This is a genomic window from Deltaproteobacteria bacterium (assembly GCA_019309545.1).
In the GTDB taxonomy this organism is placed as follows: Bacteria; Desulfobacterota; Desulfobaccia; order Desulfobaccales; family Desulfobaccaceae; genus Desulfobacca_B.
In genome coordinates this window covers 1-16,295 of the sequence record JAFDGA010000020.1, presented here as the reverse complement: position 1 = coordinate 16,295, position 16,295 = coordinate 1, and the positions used below count along the sequence as shown (strand labels likewise).

The 16,295-nt window shown below is 53.9% G+C and carries 13 protein-coding genes and 1 tRNA gene; 6 read left to right on the top strand and 8 right to left on the bottom strand.

Annotated elements, in window-relative coordinates; translation table 11 throughout:
• The first annotated feature begins 3 nt into the window (after window positions 1-3).
• The 3 genes from JRG72_07645 to dnaJ all read left to right on the top strand — a co-directional run bounded on the left by JRG72_07645 (window position 4) and on the right by dnaJ (window position 2,085).
• On the top strand, window positions 4-477 hold the full coding sequence (locus tag JRG72_07645; protein MBW2135088.1) for a DivIVA domain-containing protein: 474 nt from the start codon (window positions 4-6) through the stop codon (window positions 475-477).
• 22 nt (window positions 478-499) lie between these two features.
• Window positions 500-817, top strand: coding sequence for a DUF167 domain-containing protein (locus JRG72_07640; protein ID MBW2135087.1), 318 nt, complete (start codon window positions 500-502; stop codon window positions 815-817).
• 149 nt (window positions 818-966) lie between these two features.
• Window positions 967-2,085, top strand: coding sequence for a molecular chaperone DnaJ (dnaJ, locus tag JRG72_07635; protein MBW2135086.1), 1,119 nt, complete (start codon window positions 967-969; stop codon window positions 2,083-2,085).
• A gap of 47 nt (window positions 2,086-2,132) precedes the next feature.
• Here dnaJ and uvrB read toward each other — a convergent pair whose 3' ends face one another.
• Together uvrB and JRG72_07625 are read right to left on the bottom strand one after the other, a co-directional pair.
• Window positions 2,133-4,127 (bottom strand): excinuclease ABC subunit UvrB, encoded by a 1,995-nt coding sequence (uvrB, locus tag JRG72_07630; protein MBW2135085.1) that lies wholly within the window; start codon window positions 4,125-4,127, stop codon window positions 2,133-2,135.
• A 284-nt stretch (window positions 4,128-4,411) separates the two neighbouring features.
• Window positions 4,412-5,890 (bottom strand): cysteine--tRNA ligase, encoded by a 1,479-nt coding sequence (locus tag JRG72_07625; GenBank protein MBW2135084.1) that lies wholly within the window; start codon window positions 5,888-5,890, stop codon window positions 4,412-4,414.
• A 114-nt stretch (window positions 5,891-6,004) separates the two neighbouring features.
• Here JRG72_07625 and JRG72_07620 point away from each other — a divergent pair, with 114 nt between their 5' ends.
• Window positions 6,005-6,265, top strand: coding sequence for a transcriptional coactivator p15/PC4 family protein (locus JRG72_07620; GenBank protein ID MBW2135083.1), 261 nt, complete (start codon window positions 6,005-6,007; stop codon window positions 6,263-6,265).
• A gap of 279 nt (window positions 6,266-6,544) precedes the next feature.
• Window positions 6,545-8,269, top strand: coding sequence for a DNA polymerase/3'-5' exonuclease PolX (polX, locus tag JRG72_07615; GenBank protein MBW2135082.1), 1,725 nt, complete (start codon window positions 6,545-6,547; stop codon window positions 8,267-8,269).
• A gap of 343 nt (window positions 8,270-8,612) precedes the next feature.
• On the opposite strand, the gene amrS is transcribed toward polX, so the two are convergent.
• The 6 genes from amrS to JRG72_07585 form a co-directional block, all read right to left on the bottom strand.
• Entirely contained in the window at window positions 8,613-9,635 is a 1,023-nt protein-coding gene (amrS, locus tag JRG72_07610) for an AmmeMemoRadiSam system radical SAM enzyme (GenBank protein ID MBW2135081.1), read from the bottom strand.
• A 32-nt stretch (window positions 9,636-9,667) separates the two neighbouring features.
• On the bottom strand, window positions 9,668-10,384 hold the full coding sequence (pcm, locus tag JRG72_07605; protein ID MBW2135080.1) for a protein-L-isoaspartate O-methyltransferase: 717 nt from the start codon (window positions 10,382-10,384) through the stop codon (window positions 9,668-9,670).
• 89 nt (window positions 10,385-10,473) lie between these two features.
• Window positions 10,474-11,592 (bottom strand): Glu/Leu/Phe/Val dehydrogenase, encoded by a 1,119-nt coding sequence (locus JRG72_07600; GenBank protein MBW2135079.1) that lies wholly within the window; start codon window positions 11,590-11,592, stop codon window positions 10,474-10,476.
• Window positions 11,593-11,620: 28 nt separating this feature from the next.
• Window positions 11,621-12,454: a hypothetical protein gene (locus JRG72_07595; GenBank protein ID MBW2135078.1), complete on the bottom strand. Its 834-nt coding sequence runs from the start codon at window positions 12,452-12,454 to the stop codon at window positions 11,621-11,623.
• A gap of 9 nt (window positions 12,455-12,463) precedes the next feature.
• On the bottom strand, window positions 12,464-14,734 hold the full coding sequence (locus tag JRG72_07590; GenBank protein ID MBW2135077.1) for an SLBB domain-containing protein: 2,271 nt from the start codon (window positions 14,732-14,734) through the stop codon (window positions 12,464-12,466).
• Window positions 14,735-14,860: 126 nt separating this feature from the next.
• Complete coding sequence (locus JRG72_07585; protein ID MBW2135076.1) at window positions 14,861-15,589, bottom strand: hypothetical protein; 729 nt, start codon at window positions 15,587-15,589, stop codon at window positions 14,861-14,863.
• A 373-nt stretch (window positions 15,590-15,962) separates the two neighbouring features.
• Between JRG72_07585 and JRG72_07580 the strand changes: the two genes are divergently transcribed.
• Window positions 15,963-16,038: transfer RNA gene (locus tag JRG72_07580), tRNA-Ala, on the top strand.
• Window positions 16,039-16,295 lie beyond the last annotated feature (257 nt).

The following is a 16,295-nucleotide window of genomic DNA, read 5'->3' as shown; positions in this document are numbered from 1 at the left end:
AGGATGGAGGCCAAACTGACTCCAGCAGATATCCGACAACAGCGGTTTAGAGTTTCCTTTCGAGGGTTCAATATCCAAGAAGTAGAATCCTTCCTGGGACAGGTTGCCGAAACGCTGGACTTGGTCAGACAAGAAAATGAGGCAGTTCGGGCTGAGTTACAACGACTTCAGGCGGAGTTAAGCGAATTCAAAAAGCGTGAACAACTTCTGAAAGATACGCTCATCAATGCCCAGAAAGTAATCGAAAGCATGAAGGCCAATGCCCAGAAAGAAGCGGAGATCATCATTCACGACGCGGAACTTAAAGCCGAAAAAATTTTGCAGGATTCGTACACCCGTCAGGGACGTATCAAAAATGAAATCGAGGAACTGAAGAAATTCAAGGCTACTCTTAACGCTCAGCTCAGGGGCATTATTGATAACCACCTCCGGCTGTTAGAGTCAGAGGGAGAAACCCAATCGCCGGAATCCGGTTAAGCAGCCAATAAGATTACCCCTCATGTCTTTTTTTCAGCCTACAACAAACGGCTATCTCTTAAGACTGAAAATCGTCCCTGGCGCCAGACGGACTCAGATAGCCGAAGTATATGGCGATCAATTAAAAATCCGGGTGGCCGCCCCACCCCAAAAAGGGGCGGCCAATGAGGCCCTGTTAGCCTTTCTGGCCCGAAAACTGCAGATCTCCAAAAGCCAGATGCGACTAAGAAGCGGGGCCCGGGACCGGTCTAAAGTGGTGGAGGTGTTAATTTCCAGCCCCGAGCTGAGAGACAGGCTCCGCAACCTGACGCCGGCGACGGGTGCTGATTCCTCGGTTTAGCATCATTAAAGGGCAAGACGGGACAAACTAACCAGGGGGTTGATTTTGTCTCTTGACAAATACTCTTAAGATGATTACCAAAATTTACGATAAAATATAAAAACAGACGGCTAACAGGGCTGCACATCTGGGAAAGAGCATAACGCAGAATGAACGGGAAGGCGGATTATTATGAAGTTTTGGGAGTTAACCGGGATGCTGATGCCGATGAGATCAAGCGGGCCTATCGCCGTCAGGCCTTAAAATATCATCCTGATCGCAATCCCGGAGATCAACAGGCCGAAGAAAAATTCAAGGAGGCGGCCGAAGCTTATGAAGTATTGATTGACCCTGGAAAACGGCGATTATATGACCAATATGGCCATGCCGGGCTGCGGGATGTGCAGTTTGGCGGCTTCAGCGATTTCGCAGACATTTTTTCCAGCTTCGATGACATTTTCGAAGATTTTTTCGGCTTTGGCCGACGTCAGGCGCGGCGCCAACCCCGGCAAGGGGCTGACCTACTTTATAATTTAGAGATCAGCTTTTTAGACGCCGTCTTTGGTTTAGAAACTGATATTGAGATCTCAAAGTCAGTCATCTGCGAAACTTGTAGAGGCAGCGGGGTCAAACCCGGCAGTCAGAGGCGGACCTGCTCCTTTTGCGGCGGCCGAGGTCAGGTCAGCCAGACACGCGGCTTCTTTCGAGTCAATACCACATGTCCTCATTGTCGCGGCACCGGTAGCATGATCACCGATCCTTGTACACAATGCCAGGGCCGGGGCAGAGTCAAACAGAAAAAGAAGGTTAATCTAAAAATACCCCCGGGGGTCGACAACGGCACCCGCTTGCGGCTGCGCAACGAAGGTTCAACCGGGGAATATGGCGGGCCACCAGGAGATCTTTACATAGATTTGCGGGTTACCCCGCATCCACGGTTTAGCCGGGAGGGTTCTGACCTGATCTGTCGGGTAGAAGTGTCCTTTGTCCAGGCCGCTCTGGGGACCGAGATTGAGGTCCCTACCCTTACGGGCCAGAGTCGGTTAACTATCCCCCCTGGAACCCAACCGGGAGCCAGCTTTCGCCTGCCTGGGGAAGGAGTCCCCACTCTGCGCGGCAACAGCCGGGGAGATTTAGTAGTAGAATTAGATCTTAAGACCCCCCAGGAGCTTACTCCAAAACAGGAAGAGCTGCTGCGAGAATTTCTCAAACTGGAAAAGTCGGAACAATCTAGCCCTTCCGGCTCTCGGCAAAAACGGCCCCGTCAGTCCCCTTCCATCTTCAGTTAGCCTGATAGCCGTTCCCGGATACCCGGATCGCCCCGGTTTCAGCCGAACTAGAGCTGCAAACCGGCTTCTTCCAGAGCCTTGATCTGATCCCGCAAGGCTGCCGCTCGCTCAAATTCCAGTTTTTTGGCCGCGGCCCGCATTTCTTTCTTCAGAGTGGCAATCCGGCGGTTGCGATCCTGGGGCAAAAGATAGGGCGCGGCTTCCTCCCGAACCAGCGGCACGGTGACATAGTCCCGTTCATAAACCGAGGCCATGATGTTTTGAATGCCCTTTTGGATTGAGGTGGGGGTGATGCGATGGCGGCGGTTATATTCATCCTGAACCTGGCGGCGGCGATTGGTCTCCTGGATGGCGGCTTGCATCGAGGGCGTGGTGTTATCGGCATAGAGCAGCACTTGGCCATGGACATTGCGTGCCGCCCGACCGCAGGTCTGGATGAGTGACCGCTCGGAACGTAAAAACCCCTCCTTGTCGGCATCCAGAATGGCGACCAGAGACACCTCCGGGAGGTCCAGGCCCTCCCGCAACAGATTAATGCCGACCAGGACCTCGAACACCCCCAACCTTAGCTGGCGCAGAATTTCCATGCGCTCCAAGGTGGTAATATCGGAATGCAGATAGCGGGCTTTGATCCCCACTTCCTGGAAGTATTCGGTCAGATCTTCCGCCATGCGCTTAGTCAGAGTGGTGACCAGCACCCGCTCGCCTTGCGCCAGACGGGTCCGAATTTCTCCCAGGAGATCATCCACCTGGTGCATGGCGGGCTTAACGATGATTTGAGGATCCATCAGCCCGGTCGGCCGGACGATCTGTTCCACCACCCGCCCGTTGGCCTTCTCCAGTTCATAAGGCCCCGGGGTGGCCGAGACATAGATGACCTGCTGCACCCGTTCTGCAAATTCCTCAAAACACAACGGGCGGTTATCCAGCGCCGAGGGCAAGCGGAAGCCGTACTCCACCAGGGTCTCTTTACGGGACCGATCGCCCCGGTACATGCCCTGCAATTGGGGTATCGCAATATGGCTTTCATCAATCACTACCAGGGACTCCCGGGGCAGATAGTCGATCAGGGTGGGCGGCGGCTCTCCCGGCCCTCGGCCAGTGAGATGGCGGGAATAATTTTCAATGCCGTGACAGAACCCCAGTTCCTGCAGCATCTCCAGATCAAAGCGGGTCCGTTCCTCCAATCGCTGGGCCTCCAGGAGCTTCCCTTGAGCCTGGAACCACTTGAGCCGCTCGGTTAACTCGGCTTCGATGGCGGCCAAAGCCTGCTCCCGGCGCCAGTCCGGGGTGACATAGTGGCTGGCGGGGTAGATTGTCACCTTCTTGAGCTTGCGCCGGGTCTGCCCCCGCAAGGGATCGATCTCCCGGATGCCTTCCACTGTATCCCCCCAGAACTCCACCCGAATAGCACGCTCCTCTTCATAAGCCGGGAAAATTTCCAGGCGGTCACCCCGTACCCGGAAGGTGCCGCGGTGAAAATCGACATCATTGCGCTCATACAAAATTTCCACCAGCTTGCGCTGCACTTCCTGCCGGTCCTTGGCCATGCCTTCTTCCAGATAGAGCAGCATGCCCTGGTAGGCCTCCGGGGACCCCAACCCATAAATACAGGAAACGCTGGCAACAATGATGACATCATTGCGATCCAACAGGGAGCGGGTAGCGGAATGACGCAACCGGTCGATAGCATCGTTGATCGAGGAATCCTTCTCAATATAAAGATCGGCCTGCGGAATATAGGCTTCCGGCTGGTAGTAATCATAGTAGCTGACAAAATATTCTACCGCGTTTTCCGGAAAGAATTCCTTGAATTCACCGTAGAGCTGACCAGCCAGGGTCTTGTTGGGAGCCAGAACCAGGGTGGGCCGGTTCAACTGGGCAATAACCTTGGCTATGGTGAAGGTCTTGCCCGAACCGGTAACCCCCAACAGCACCTGATGGGGATGACCGGTCCGCACCCCGGCCACCAGTTGCTTAATCGCCTGGGGCTGATCGCCTTTGGGCTTAAAAGCAGTGACGAGTTTGAAGCTGTCGGCCATTGGATTTTGGGTGTTAGTTTCAGTTGTTAATTGTTTATTTGGCTGTTGGTGTCTCAGGGCAAAGTCTAATTGAGTTATTACTCCGAGCACTTAAAAGGTTAATTTGAAGGGAGGGCCAGGGAACCGCCAGCCCCCGCCCTCCCCTCAAGCTCCCCTCCCTACCCCCTTTAAGAGGTTGGGGTAGTGGATTTGGGAGAGGGGGTAGAGGGCTGCGCCCCCTAACCCCCTCTCCCAAGAGCTGTTTTTTTTAACCCCAATTCATTTATCTTATGACCTGAGTAAGTTTACCCGCTTTTGACCCGCCAAATAGTGCCCTGGGGGGTATCTTCCAGAAGGATGTCCAAATCCGCCAACTGCTGGCGGATGGCGTCGGCCCGGGTCCAATCTTTTTGCTGGCGCGCCTGGGTTCTTGCTTCAATAAGTCTGTCGATCTCTTCCGGGGAAATCTTTAAATCCAAGGTTTTTTGACGGAGGTGACGCACCATCTCGGCTGGTTCGGCCTGGAGAAGATTCAGGGTGCCGCCCAGGGCAACCATTTCCTCTCCCACCCGGCGCACTACGGCCAAACTTGCGGTCTCAGTGGGCGATTGCTCTAACACCCGGTTGAGCAGACGCGCCGCCTCAAATAGATGTCCTAAAGCCTGGGCGGTATTAAAATCGTCATCCATGGCGGCTTGAAACCGATCTCGCAAGGTTAGCAGGCGCTCCTGCTCTTCCGGGGTGAGGGCTGAAGACACCATGTCAGATGGAACTTCCAAGGCCGGGACCGGATTAACCCCGGCTATCTGCCGGATTTTGGCCAGCGGCGTATAAAGCCGCAGCAACGCGGTTTCGGCCTCCGCCAGGCCGGCATCCGAAAAATCCAGAGGACTGCGGTAATGGCTGTGGATCAGGAAAAAGCGCACCACTTCCGGATGGAAGCGGGCCAAAATCTCGCGCACCGTAAAGAAATTGCCCAGGGACTTGGACATTTTTTCCTGGTTAATGGTGACCAGGCCGTTGTGCAGCCAATAGCGGGCGAAAGGTTGCCCCGTAGCCGCTTCGGATTGGGCGATCTCGTTTTCATGGTGGGGAAAGATCAGGTCCTGGCCGCCGCCGTGAATATCCACGGTTTCTCCCAGGTAACGCATGCACATGGCCGAACATTCAATATGCCAACCCGGACGGCCCGGACCCCAGGGGCTGTCCCAGACCGGTTCGCCAGGCTTGCTGGCTTTCCATAGCACAAAATCCAGAGGATTGTCTTTGTGGACATCCACTTCCACCCGGGCTCCGGCCTGCATGTCTTCCAGACTACGGCCCGAGAGTTTGCCGTAGCCCGGAAAACGGGCCACCGGGAAATAGACATCGCCGCCGCGCTGGTAGGCGAAACCCTTGACCTCTAACCGGCGGATCAGATCGATAATTTCCTTAATATGCTGGGTAGCCCGGGGTTCGATATCCGCTGGCGCCACCCCGAGGGCCGCCATATCCTGTTGAAAAGCAGTAATATATTTTTCGGCAATGGCCTCGCAGGAAGTATTTTCCTGCCGGGCCCGGTTGATAATCTTATCATCGACATCGGTAAAATTGCGCACCCAGGTGACCGCCCAGCCCCGATGCCGCAGATAGCGCACGATGACATCGAAAACCACCGCGGAGCGGGCATGGCCAATGTGGCAATCATCATAGACGGTGACCCCGCAGGCATAAATCCCTACTTGGCCCTCCGACTGGGGGATAAATTCTTCTTTCCGTTTTCCCAAGGTATTGTAAACCCGCACTGCTAAAAGCCCCTTTGCTGAGTGGTGTAAAAAAAACTTGACTTGCTGGCCAAGATCAGAGAAGTCTTTCACCAAGCCGGGGCGAACCGGCTGGTTAACTGATCAGGGGGGAGCATGAGCACCGTTATAGAACACTTCAGCAAGAATGCACGGGAAGAAATCTTCCTGTCGCTGTCCGAATATAAAGGCCACCGTCTTATCGATCTAAGGGTCCATGTGCCAGGTGACGCCGAAGGCGAGTGGATTCCTACCCGCAAAGGCATTTCCCTGGGGGTAGGATTATATCCGGCCTTCAAGCGGGCCCTCAACCGCTTGGAAACCGCCCTGATTGACCAGGGTCTGCTGGACCCCGAAGATCTGGAACCGTCGGATTGAACTTATTACTCCGAGCATTCTGAAGGTTAATTTGAGGGGGGAGCCGAGGGACCTAATGCCCCCCCTCTCCTCTCAAGCTCTCCTCCCAATCCCCCTAAGGGGTGGGGGAAAGCTGTTTTTTCTGGACCCATGTCAATTATTTTATAACCCTAAGTAATATCTAGGTAGAGCCAGTGTTCTCAACTCCAGGCAAGTTATTGATAATAATCATAACCCATGAGTGGTTCAGGGGCAACTGCAAAAGCAACCGGGGCCGCTTAATCAATAGGGCGATGGATCATGAAAAATAAAGAGATCGCCAAAATCTTTTATGCGATCGCCGAATACCTGGAGATGGAAGGCGTCGCCTTTAAACCTTATGCCTATCAAAAAGCCGCCATTACCCTGGAAAATCTAAAAGACGACGTGGAGGAATTATACCACCAGGGCGGCCTCAAGGCGATCAAGAAGATTCCCGGCGTAGGCGAAAGCATTGCTTTAAAAATCGAGGAATACCTGAAAACCGGTAAGATTCAGTATTATGAAGAATTTAAACAGCGACTGCCCATTGAGTTAGACGAAATCATTGCGGTGGAGGGACTGGGGCCTAAAAAGGCCAAAATTCTCTATGAGCAGTTGGGCATCAGGACCTTAGCCGATCTGGAAGCTGCCGCCCAAGCCCATCAGATTGCGCCGCTGTTTGGGTTTGGCCCCAAGACCGAAGCCAATATTCTGGAAGCCATTGAATTCGTCAAACGCAGCAAGGGTAGATTTCTGCTGGGAGAAATTCTGCCCGTTGCTACCGCAGTGCGCGACAGGCTGGCCAGCCTGCCGGAAGTGGAAAAGATCACTACCGCGGGTTCGGTGCGGCGCATGAAAGAGACTATCGGGGATGTTGATTTGCTGGCAATCTCTCCAGACCCCGAGAAAGTCATGGATTTTTTTGTGTCTTTGCCGGAGGTGGTCAGAGTCTGGGGCAAGGGCTACACCAAGTCCTCGGTGCGCACCACCCAGGGCTTTGACATGGACTTGAGGATTATCCCGGCTGAAAGCTATGGCGCCGCCCTGCAGTACTTCACTGGCTCCAAAGAGCACAATATCGCCTTGCGCAAAATTGCCATCGATAAAGGCTATAAGCTCAGCGAATACGGGCTGTTCAAAGGTCCTAAAGCCATCGCCGCCATCAGCGAGGAAGAGGTTTACCGGACCCTGGGACTGCAATGGATTCCCCCGGAACTGCGGGAGGACCGGGGCGAAATCGAAGCCGCGGCGGCTGCTAAACTGCCGGAATTGATAGATTATACCGACATTAAGGGCGACCTGCATGTCCACAGCAATTGGAACGGCGGCGCCAACCCCATTGCCGAGATCGCCCAGGCCGCCCTCAGTATGGGATACGAATACGTCGGGATTGCCGACCACACCAAGTTTTTGCGCATCGAGCGGGGGCTGGACGAGGCGGCGCTGGCAGAGCGGAATAAAGAAATTGATCGACTCAATCACCAACTTAAAGACTCGGGACACCATTTAACCATCCTCAAAGGGTGCGAGGCCAATATCATGCCGGATGGTTCGATCGATATCACCGATGAGGCCTTGGCCCAGCAGGATTTTGTGATTGCCGGGGTGCACCATCAATTCAAGATGACCCGGGAACAGATGACCGACCGGATCATTAAAGCCATGCACAACCCGCATGTCGATATCATCGCCCATCCCACCGGCCGCATCTTGAAGAAGCGGACCGAGTTTGAAATTATTTTAGATCAGATCATCAAGGTAGCCCAAGCAACCGGCACCATCTTGGAAATCAATGCCTATCCGGAAAGATTGGACCTGGATGATCTCAATATTCTTAAAGCCAAAAATGCCGGGGTCAGACTGATTATCAATACCGATGCCCATCACATCGATCAGCTCCGCTATATGAGGTATGGCATCGGCCAGGCCCGCCGCGGCTGGGCCGAGAAAAAGGACATCGTCAACGCCTGGCCGGTAGCGGAGATGTTGAAGATGCTGAAGTAGACTTCTCTATATTTTTTCCAAACTTGGGACTAGTAAAATATTGAGGAATATCAGGAGTAAGTCTGGATCTTTGGAAATCGATGATAAGGAAAAGGCGTTGTTAAATAAATATCTTTGGTTTTATGAGGAATTAGCCAGCGGAAAACGTCGGCCTACAACATAGGCTCAGAAACATTTTGTTGACGTGACCAAGGGCCGCGCCCGCGCCAAGACGCCGTGGGCCAGTAAATTACCAATAAATTAAAGGTCGTCTCCATGACCCTCCGCTCAATCATCCGACAATCACAAATTTCAAGGCAGTGAATTAGAATATATTTGAAAAAATCTTGGTTATCACAACTACCTAACTCCACCGCCCCGGAATCACGGTCCCGCAATCCGGGCAGCGGCCTGCCTTAAGGCGGTATTCCAGGATATCAAAGATGCTGCGGCGGATGAGAAGCGCCCCACACCGGGGGCAATAGGTATTCTCCAGGTCGTGGCCCGGGACATTGCCCAGATAGACAAACCTGAGGCCCTGCGCCCGGGCGATCTCATAGGCCCGAAGCAGGGTCGGGACAGGGGTGGGGGGCCGGTCCTGGAAGGCATACGCCGGGTAGAAGCGGGTCAGATGCCAGGGAGTGTCCGGTCCCAGGCGAGCGGCGATCCACTTGGCGATGCCCTCAAGGGTGGCTTCATTGTCGTTGAGTCCGGGGATGATATTGGTGACCAGTTCCACATGCATCCCCCAATGGTGCAAAGCCCGCTCGGCCGCCGCGAAGATTTCCTGATGATGCGGCAGCTGGGCCAGAGCATCATAAGTTTGCTTAAAAAAGCCTTTGATATCGCTGCGGTAGACATCCAGCCAAGGGCCCAGGGCATCCAGCGCCTCCTGGGTCAGAGCGCCGTTGGTGACGATGTTGGTGTACAGGCCGGCCTGCCGGGCCAAAGGCGCGCTGTCCAGAATATATTCGACCCACAGGGTGGGTTCATTAAAGGTCCAGGAGATTCCCACTGCCTGGTGTTGCCGGGCCAGCTCCACCAGATCCGCCGGACTCAAGTAACGGGTGGATTGCAACTCTTGGTCCAGATCGGCATGGGCCAGTTGCCAGTTCTGGCAGCCGGGACAGCGGAAATTACACCCTAAACTGCCCAGCGACAGCCAGCGGCTACCGGGGAGGAAGTGAAACACTGGCTTTTTCTCAATGGGATTGAGCGAGAGCGACGCCACCTGCCCATAAATCAGGCTATAAAGCTGGCCCTGGCGATTTTCCCGGGTGTGGCACCAGCCCCGTTTTCCAGGCCGAATCAGGCAGCGCCGGATGCAGGCCAGACAGCGGACTTGCTGCTCCGCCAGTTTTTCAACCAGCCGGGCCGGATGGATCATAAATTTCTCCTTATGACCAAGCAGTATTTGACCTAGAATAATATCCCATTCGGATAGCCATACCGCCCCCGGAGGGGGATATAAGCCACCTTTTCCAAAATCCTCTGCTGCCATTGGCGGGGGCCCTTTCGCACCACCAGCACCAGATCCTGGACTTGCCCCGGTTTACCCACCGGACCGATAAGTCGTCCTCCCAGGGCTAATTGCTCCATGAGGGGGGGCGGAACTAGGGGAGCGGCGGCAGTGAAACAGATGCGGTCATAAGGAGCCAGGCGCGGATAACCCTGCGAGCCATCGCCTGGAACGATCACCACCTGGAGATAACCCAGACGCCATAAATTATCCTGAGCAAAGGCCAAGGTGTCGGAGGCGATCTCGATTGTCACCACCAAGCCGCTGGGCCTCACTACTTCCCAGGCCAAGGCTGCGCCATAGCCCGAACCACTGCCAACCTCTAAAAATCGCTGTCCCGGAGCCAATTCCAAGGCCTCATAGAACAGCGGGTAGCTGTGCGGACAGGAGATGGTGGCCTCACCCGGCAGGGGCAAAGGCACCTCCAGATAGGCATAATCCCGATATAACTCCGGGATGAATTCCTCCCGGCGCACTTTGGCCATGGCGGCTTGCAGCCGGGGGGAGCGCAAAAACCCCTGAGCCCGAAGTTCTCGCACTTTTGCCTGGCGCTCCTGAGCGAACTCCTGAGGAGTTTTGGTGGGCGGTTTAGGGGGCGGCACTATCCAGCCGATCATCGCGCCTCCCAAAACAATAGTATCTTATGCTAAAGATGAAGATACCAGCAAACAGAGTTGTAGGGAAGTTGACTGCCCGACCAAGGCGATCAAAAGGTCCGCCGATAGGACTGGGCCTCCTTCACCCGTTGTTGGGCCAATCGGAACGCGGCTTGCCGGGGATAGAGTTTCTCCTCCCGAATCATGGGCAGGAGGGCATGGATATTGTCCCGGATCTTGGCGGCGATGGTTTGGAATGCTTCCGCTTCAGTGCCGTGGTGGTATTCTACGGCACAGGCGATGACGCCGCCAGCATTGACGATAAAATCCGGAATGGCGCAGATGCCTCTGTCGTGCAGGTAGCTTTCCGCCTCTGGAGTGACCGGCAGATTGGCCCCCTCAAGGACCAGAGAAGCTTTGATCTGATCCATGTTTGCCTGGGTGATGACGTCGGGCCGGGCCGCCGGGATGAGGAGGTCACAGGGAAGAGCGAAGAGGGTTTCCGGGGGGATAATTTCGGCTTCTCGGTAGTCCAACACCTTGCCGCCGCCTTTTTTGATGGCAGTCAGCCGGTTGACGTCGATCCCGGCCGGATTATAAATCGCCCCGGCGCTGTCACTGGCCGCCACCAGCAGCACCCCCTTTTGGGCCAGATAAAAGGCCGCGGCTTTGCCGACATTACCGAATCCCTGAATTGCCATCCGGGCCCCTTCCAGGCGCAAACCCACCTCCGGTGCCAGTATCTCAGCAGCCACCGTCAGGCCGTAGCCCGTAACCCCCAGTTCGTCCAGAGGGATTCCGCCGGTTACCTTGGGCCTGCCAACGCTGCGGCCGATCTCGTCATAAATATAGGCCATATGGGTTTCGTTGGTACCCATATCCGGACCCGGGATATACTCCTGCAGCTCAGCGATGCCATTCGCAAAGGCCCGAATTGCCCGCTCTTTGAGTTCGGCCGGGCTATCGGCCGCCATCCGGATCCCGGCCTTAGCACCGCCATGAGCGAGTCCGGCAGCGGCATTCTTCCAGGTCATGGTCCGGGCCAGACGAAAGACTTCCTCAGTGGTCACCTCAAGGGCCAAGCGGACGCCCCCGATTGCCGGTCCCAGGGCAATATTATCTACCACTACAATGGCCTGCAAGGGAATCGATGGTTTGTAGAGGTGGATTATTTTATGAGGTCCCCACTCATCTCCGAATTGGTTGAAAATAACCTCCTCTAGATTCATGATCACTCCTCCCGTCAAGATGTCCAGGTCATTTCAGAGTATCCGGATGACGAGCAAGCTTTTCCAGGGAAATGGCAAGTCCCTTTTCATAAGGGGTAATGGCTACTTTCTCAATTTCCACCGCAAACTGTTGACTGAATTTGTATTCCCAAAACACAGCGATTTTATTGGTAAGCATATAACGCAGGCCGGCTTGGGCGGCGATGGCAAAATTCTTCGCTGAGTCAGTGGTGCCGTACAACACTTCAAAGGCATGACCGATTCCCACATAGGGCTGTAAGCGGCCAAAGGGGACCTCTTTATCCTGAAGGAAACCATAGCGGGCCAGTATATTGTACTGCAACGCCCAGAAATAGATCCGATAGCTCGGCAAGGTCAGTTTATTGGGACCCCCGGGCAAAGAGGGGGAAATAGATACCTCTTGTTTGCGGATGGCATGGCGGGAAAAGTTCATTTCTAGTTCCATTCCCAGCCAGGGCAGGCTGTCAAAATAATGCCCGAATTTAAGCCCGCCGATGATGTTGGGATCATAAGAAACATTCTGGGCAGTACGCCCTTTTAGCGGGCTGGAAAATCTACGATAAAAATGCCAATCCGCCTCGGGCAGGTAAGACAATCCGGTGTAAGCCGCTAGGTAATACTCTCCTGGCCCCAAGTTTTCCCGATAGCCTTTAGCGCGTTGGGCCGGGCTGTTTTTCCAGAGATAGTAGGCGATAGCCGAAGTGCCGATGATGCCAATGACTGGAACGCTTAATTGCAGGATCCGGTCCCCGGATTGGGCCCAGGCCGGTGATTCGCTCCCTGGCCCAGAAAGTCCAAAGATAATCACCAAAATCAGCAGCCCCCGGTAAACCCTGATCATCAGCTTCTTTTATTTGGCCGCGGCCACTACTACCCCGGCAGTAAGGGCCAGTTGTCCAAAGATAGTGGCAATATCTTTAATTTCCCGCAGCCAGGCAATCCGTTCCAACTTTTCTGGAACTACGATGGAATCGCCCGGATCTAATCTTAATGATTTGAGCCCACCGATATGGAAAGTGTAATCAGTGCCATCCCAACTGGTGCCGAACCACTTGACCGTGTTTTTTCCTACCGCCGAACCGTTGACTTTGATTATATAGATAGAATCTTCATCGGCGATATCAGTGGGTCCACCGACCATGGTGATATATTCTTTAACGGTTCGATACGGATCATAAATGACCGCGGTCGGGGTGTAGACCGCCCCCAGGACATTGACACTCTGCTGGATCTGTGGGATATATATGGTATCCCCGTCCTGAAGCTCAATATCCTCTGGGGTCCCCCGCATCCGCTCCGGGTCATCGAGGCGGACCACGATCCGCCCCAGAGCCTGAATTTCTCTTAGTTTGGCCAACAGCGCTCTCTGCTGCCTGATGAACTCCGCCTGGCGCTTGGCCTCTTCCGGTTCTAGCTCGGTGTGAGTGGCTTCTGTCGCTAAGGCCAGCATCTCGGCTTCAATGCGGTCAAGGGCCTTGTTCAAATGGGCCTGTTGGGTTTCTTTTACTGATTGCCTGGTAAAAAATGCTCCTTTGACATAGGCTTTGTCGGTGAAGCCTCCGGCCCGGCGCAACACCGAACTCAGGGTTTCTCCCACGGTAATGGTATATCGCCCAGGGAATTTAACTTGGCCATTAACTTCCACAAATTTATACAGATCCCATTCCGGCACGGTGCGGACAAAGAGATAATCATCGTGTTTGAGAAGAATATTTTCGCGGGAATTGCCGGCCAAGGCTTGGCGTAAGTTAACATTAATCCGCCTGGTCTCCGGTCCCTGCGGGGTGACAGTTACCCGGGTCAACTCGGCCTGATCCAGGTTGGCCATATATAACGGCCCCCCGGCATAATTCAACAAATCTTTGATCCGCATACCCGGCCGTAATCCGAATTCTCCAGGAGTAGAGACCGCTCCGGCAATCCGCACCACTTTTGCCACCACACTTGACACCGGGAAAATCTTGACCAGATCGCCATCCACCAATGAAATATCCGTACCGCAGTCATCTAGCACCTTTTCCAGATCATCCTCGAACAACACCATCTCCCGCCGATCCTGGACTCGCAATATTTGGACCCGACTTTTAAAGGCGGTAGCCGCCAGCCCTCCGGCCAGATGGATAAGCTCGGATAATGTTCGTTCTCCCTTGAGTTCGTAGATCGCCGGGGCCTTCAGCGGACCCCCGATCCCGGCTCGTTTCCCGGCCAGGGGAATAAAAATCACATCCTCCGACATCAGGCGGATGTCCTTGGTTTTGTTGCCGTGAATGAGAAAATCATACATGTCAAAGTGGACAATTACCCGCCCCCCTCGGCGAACCTGAATATTGCGCATGGAACCAGCGCCACTCGGTCCACCAGCCGCAAACAGGGCGTTCACCAGGGTGGAGAGGGAAGATATTTCATAGCTCCCCGGGGCCTTTGCCCACCCGACCACATAGACCCGAATAGTCCGTAAATTATCCAGGGTGACGTTCATCTGGAAGTTGGTATATTGGCGCTCGAACTCACGGTCCAAAACCTGACGCAACTGTTTGAAGGTGAGCCCGCTGACATGCACGACGCCGATTCGGGGGATGGAAATTTGGCCATCCCGATCCACGGTAACCCGGTATTCACCCTGGACATTGCCCCAGATAACAATGCGCACGGTATCGCCGGGACCAACTACATAGTCCGGCCCCACCGGCACCATCTGGACCGGCAAAAAAGAGGAAGGCGGTTGGCGGAAGAAATTATATCCGAATAATTTCAGGTCCAGGCCATGAACCTTGGCCCGGTTTTCTAATTCGGTTATTTTTTCTGGCTCCTCCGCAGTCATCTCTGGTTTTGATTCAATGGTCACTTCCGGAGTCGGGGGCCCACCCGGTGTCACCGGAGCAGGGGTACTTCCCGGCAGGACTGAAGTCGGCGCCGGACTGGTCATGCTAGGCCTGGCCTCACCCTCGGTCCCGGTACCTATTCCCGGCCCTGAAGATGTCGGGGCAGGCCCAATGTTCTGTACATAAAATTTGGCCTGACTTTGCAGACCTGACTCTTGTTGACTGAATACCTGAAATGGCGATAATACAAATAAAATTATCAATATCGAACTAATCAGCTTGTTCCAGGACGTCAACATTTACTTCCTCATCCGATGGCATTTTCTTGGGAGATCGCTTGTATTATGTTGTAAAGCCAATGGCTTCGCAAGTGTTTTCTAAAAGTCCAACCAAAACTCAAAATCCGCGGTTAAAGAAAGCCTCCCTCAAAAGGCGTCGGGGATCAGGTGTCGCAATCGGCAAGCGAGATTTTGACACATCAAACGCTTAATGACTCCAGCATCAGCCGGGTAATTTTTTTCGGTGGGTGCCGGGGGACACCTGGTTAGGGCCACCCGTACTCGGCCTCCGACATGGGAATCTGCCACTTTCCAGAGGGGCCGCCAATCCCGAGCAGTAAAAAAGGTCATAGACACATAGATAAAGGCATGCGAGATCGCCTGTCCAGGCGCTCGGGCCGCTCGGGGGCCTGCCCAAATGACCGATGAACCTCCAGGATTGAGAAGTTGAACAACCTCTCCCAGGCTATAAGAACGCTGCGCGTGGTCCGAGGGAGTGGCTTGGACATCGGCAAAATACAAGGTAGGAGAATAGAAACAGAATAGAAAGGCCTCCACCGAGGGATCAACTAGACGATACCTCGTCATAATGCCGCCAACATCCATAGCTTTCGAACCAAAAGTGGTAAAGTCGGCAAAAAACGGCTGATAGCCCTTTTTCTCGAGGGCCCGGACAATTATTTTGCCCATCAGCTCATCATCGATATCACTAACATCCACGGCTCTAGGATTTATCTGTTCGGCAGGCTCCCATGGTCCGACAAAAATGGTCCGGTCCTCGATAAAATCCTCCCCCAACCGGTTCGCGCCCTGCATCTGGAGGTAAACCGGAAATCGTTGCACAAAAACCGCCACCCGCTGGATATGGCGGTACATGGACCATCGTTCCGCATACTGGCGATTACTCAGAGAATTACAGGCAGATAGGCAGAGAATTATCATGATCAGAAGAGCTGAGTTTTTCCTCCGGGATGAATTAATCATTTGGCAATCCGTCTGCTCAATTTGTGGTTAACTAAACCCATCTGGAATTTTCCATCCAATCAAATCAATATTGGCAACGACCAGCAGCATAGGTAAAAAAGGGGGTGATGGATTTTCCTAATTCCGGCTCCCTTATAGCCAGAAGGCAGAACTATCCCCGGATAATTGCTTTTAGGAAATTTAAAATTAAAGTGTTGAACGGTAAGCGGCCACCCTTGACAGAAGCCTTTATATCTGTTAGATAAAAAAATGTCAAGGAAGTCGTGGGGCTGTAGCTCAGTTGGGAGAGCGCTTGAATGGCATTCAAGAGGTCGTCGGTTCGACTCCGATCAGCTCCACCAGAAAAATCAAGGGTTAGCTTTTCTTGGGCTAATCCCTAGCTCACCTTTTAACTATTTTGCAGGGGAGTGTTATCCTAATATAGATATAAATGCCTCCTGATAGGCGGCGAAATTGTCAGGTTGTTCAAAATAGGACCACAATCGCATTGTAAGGTCCGCCATTTTCTCCGATTTGGAGACCACCTTGGTCCGACGCGTGAAGCGAGCGACACGATGGCGCGTATGGGCGTGGTCACTTTCCAGGAGCTGGGTACCTT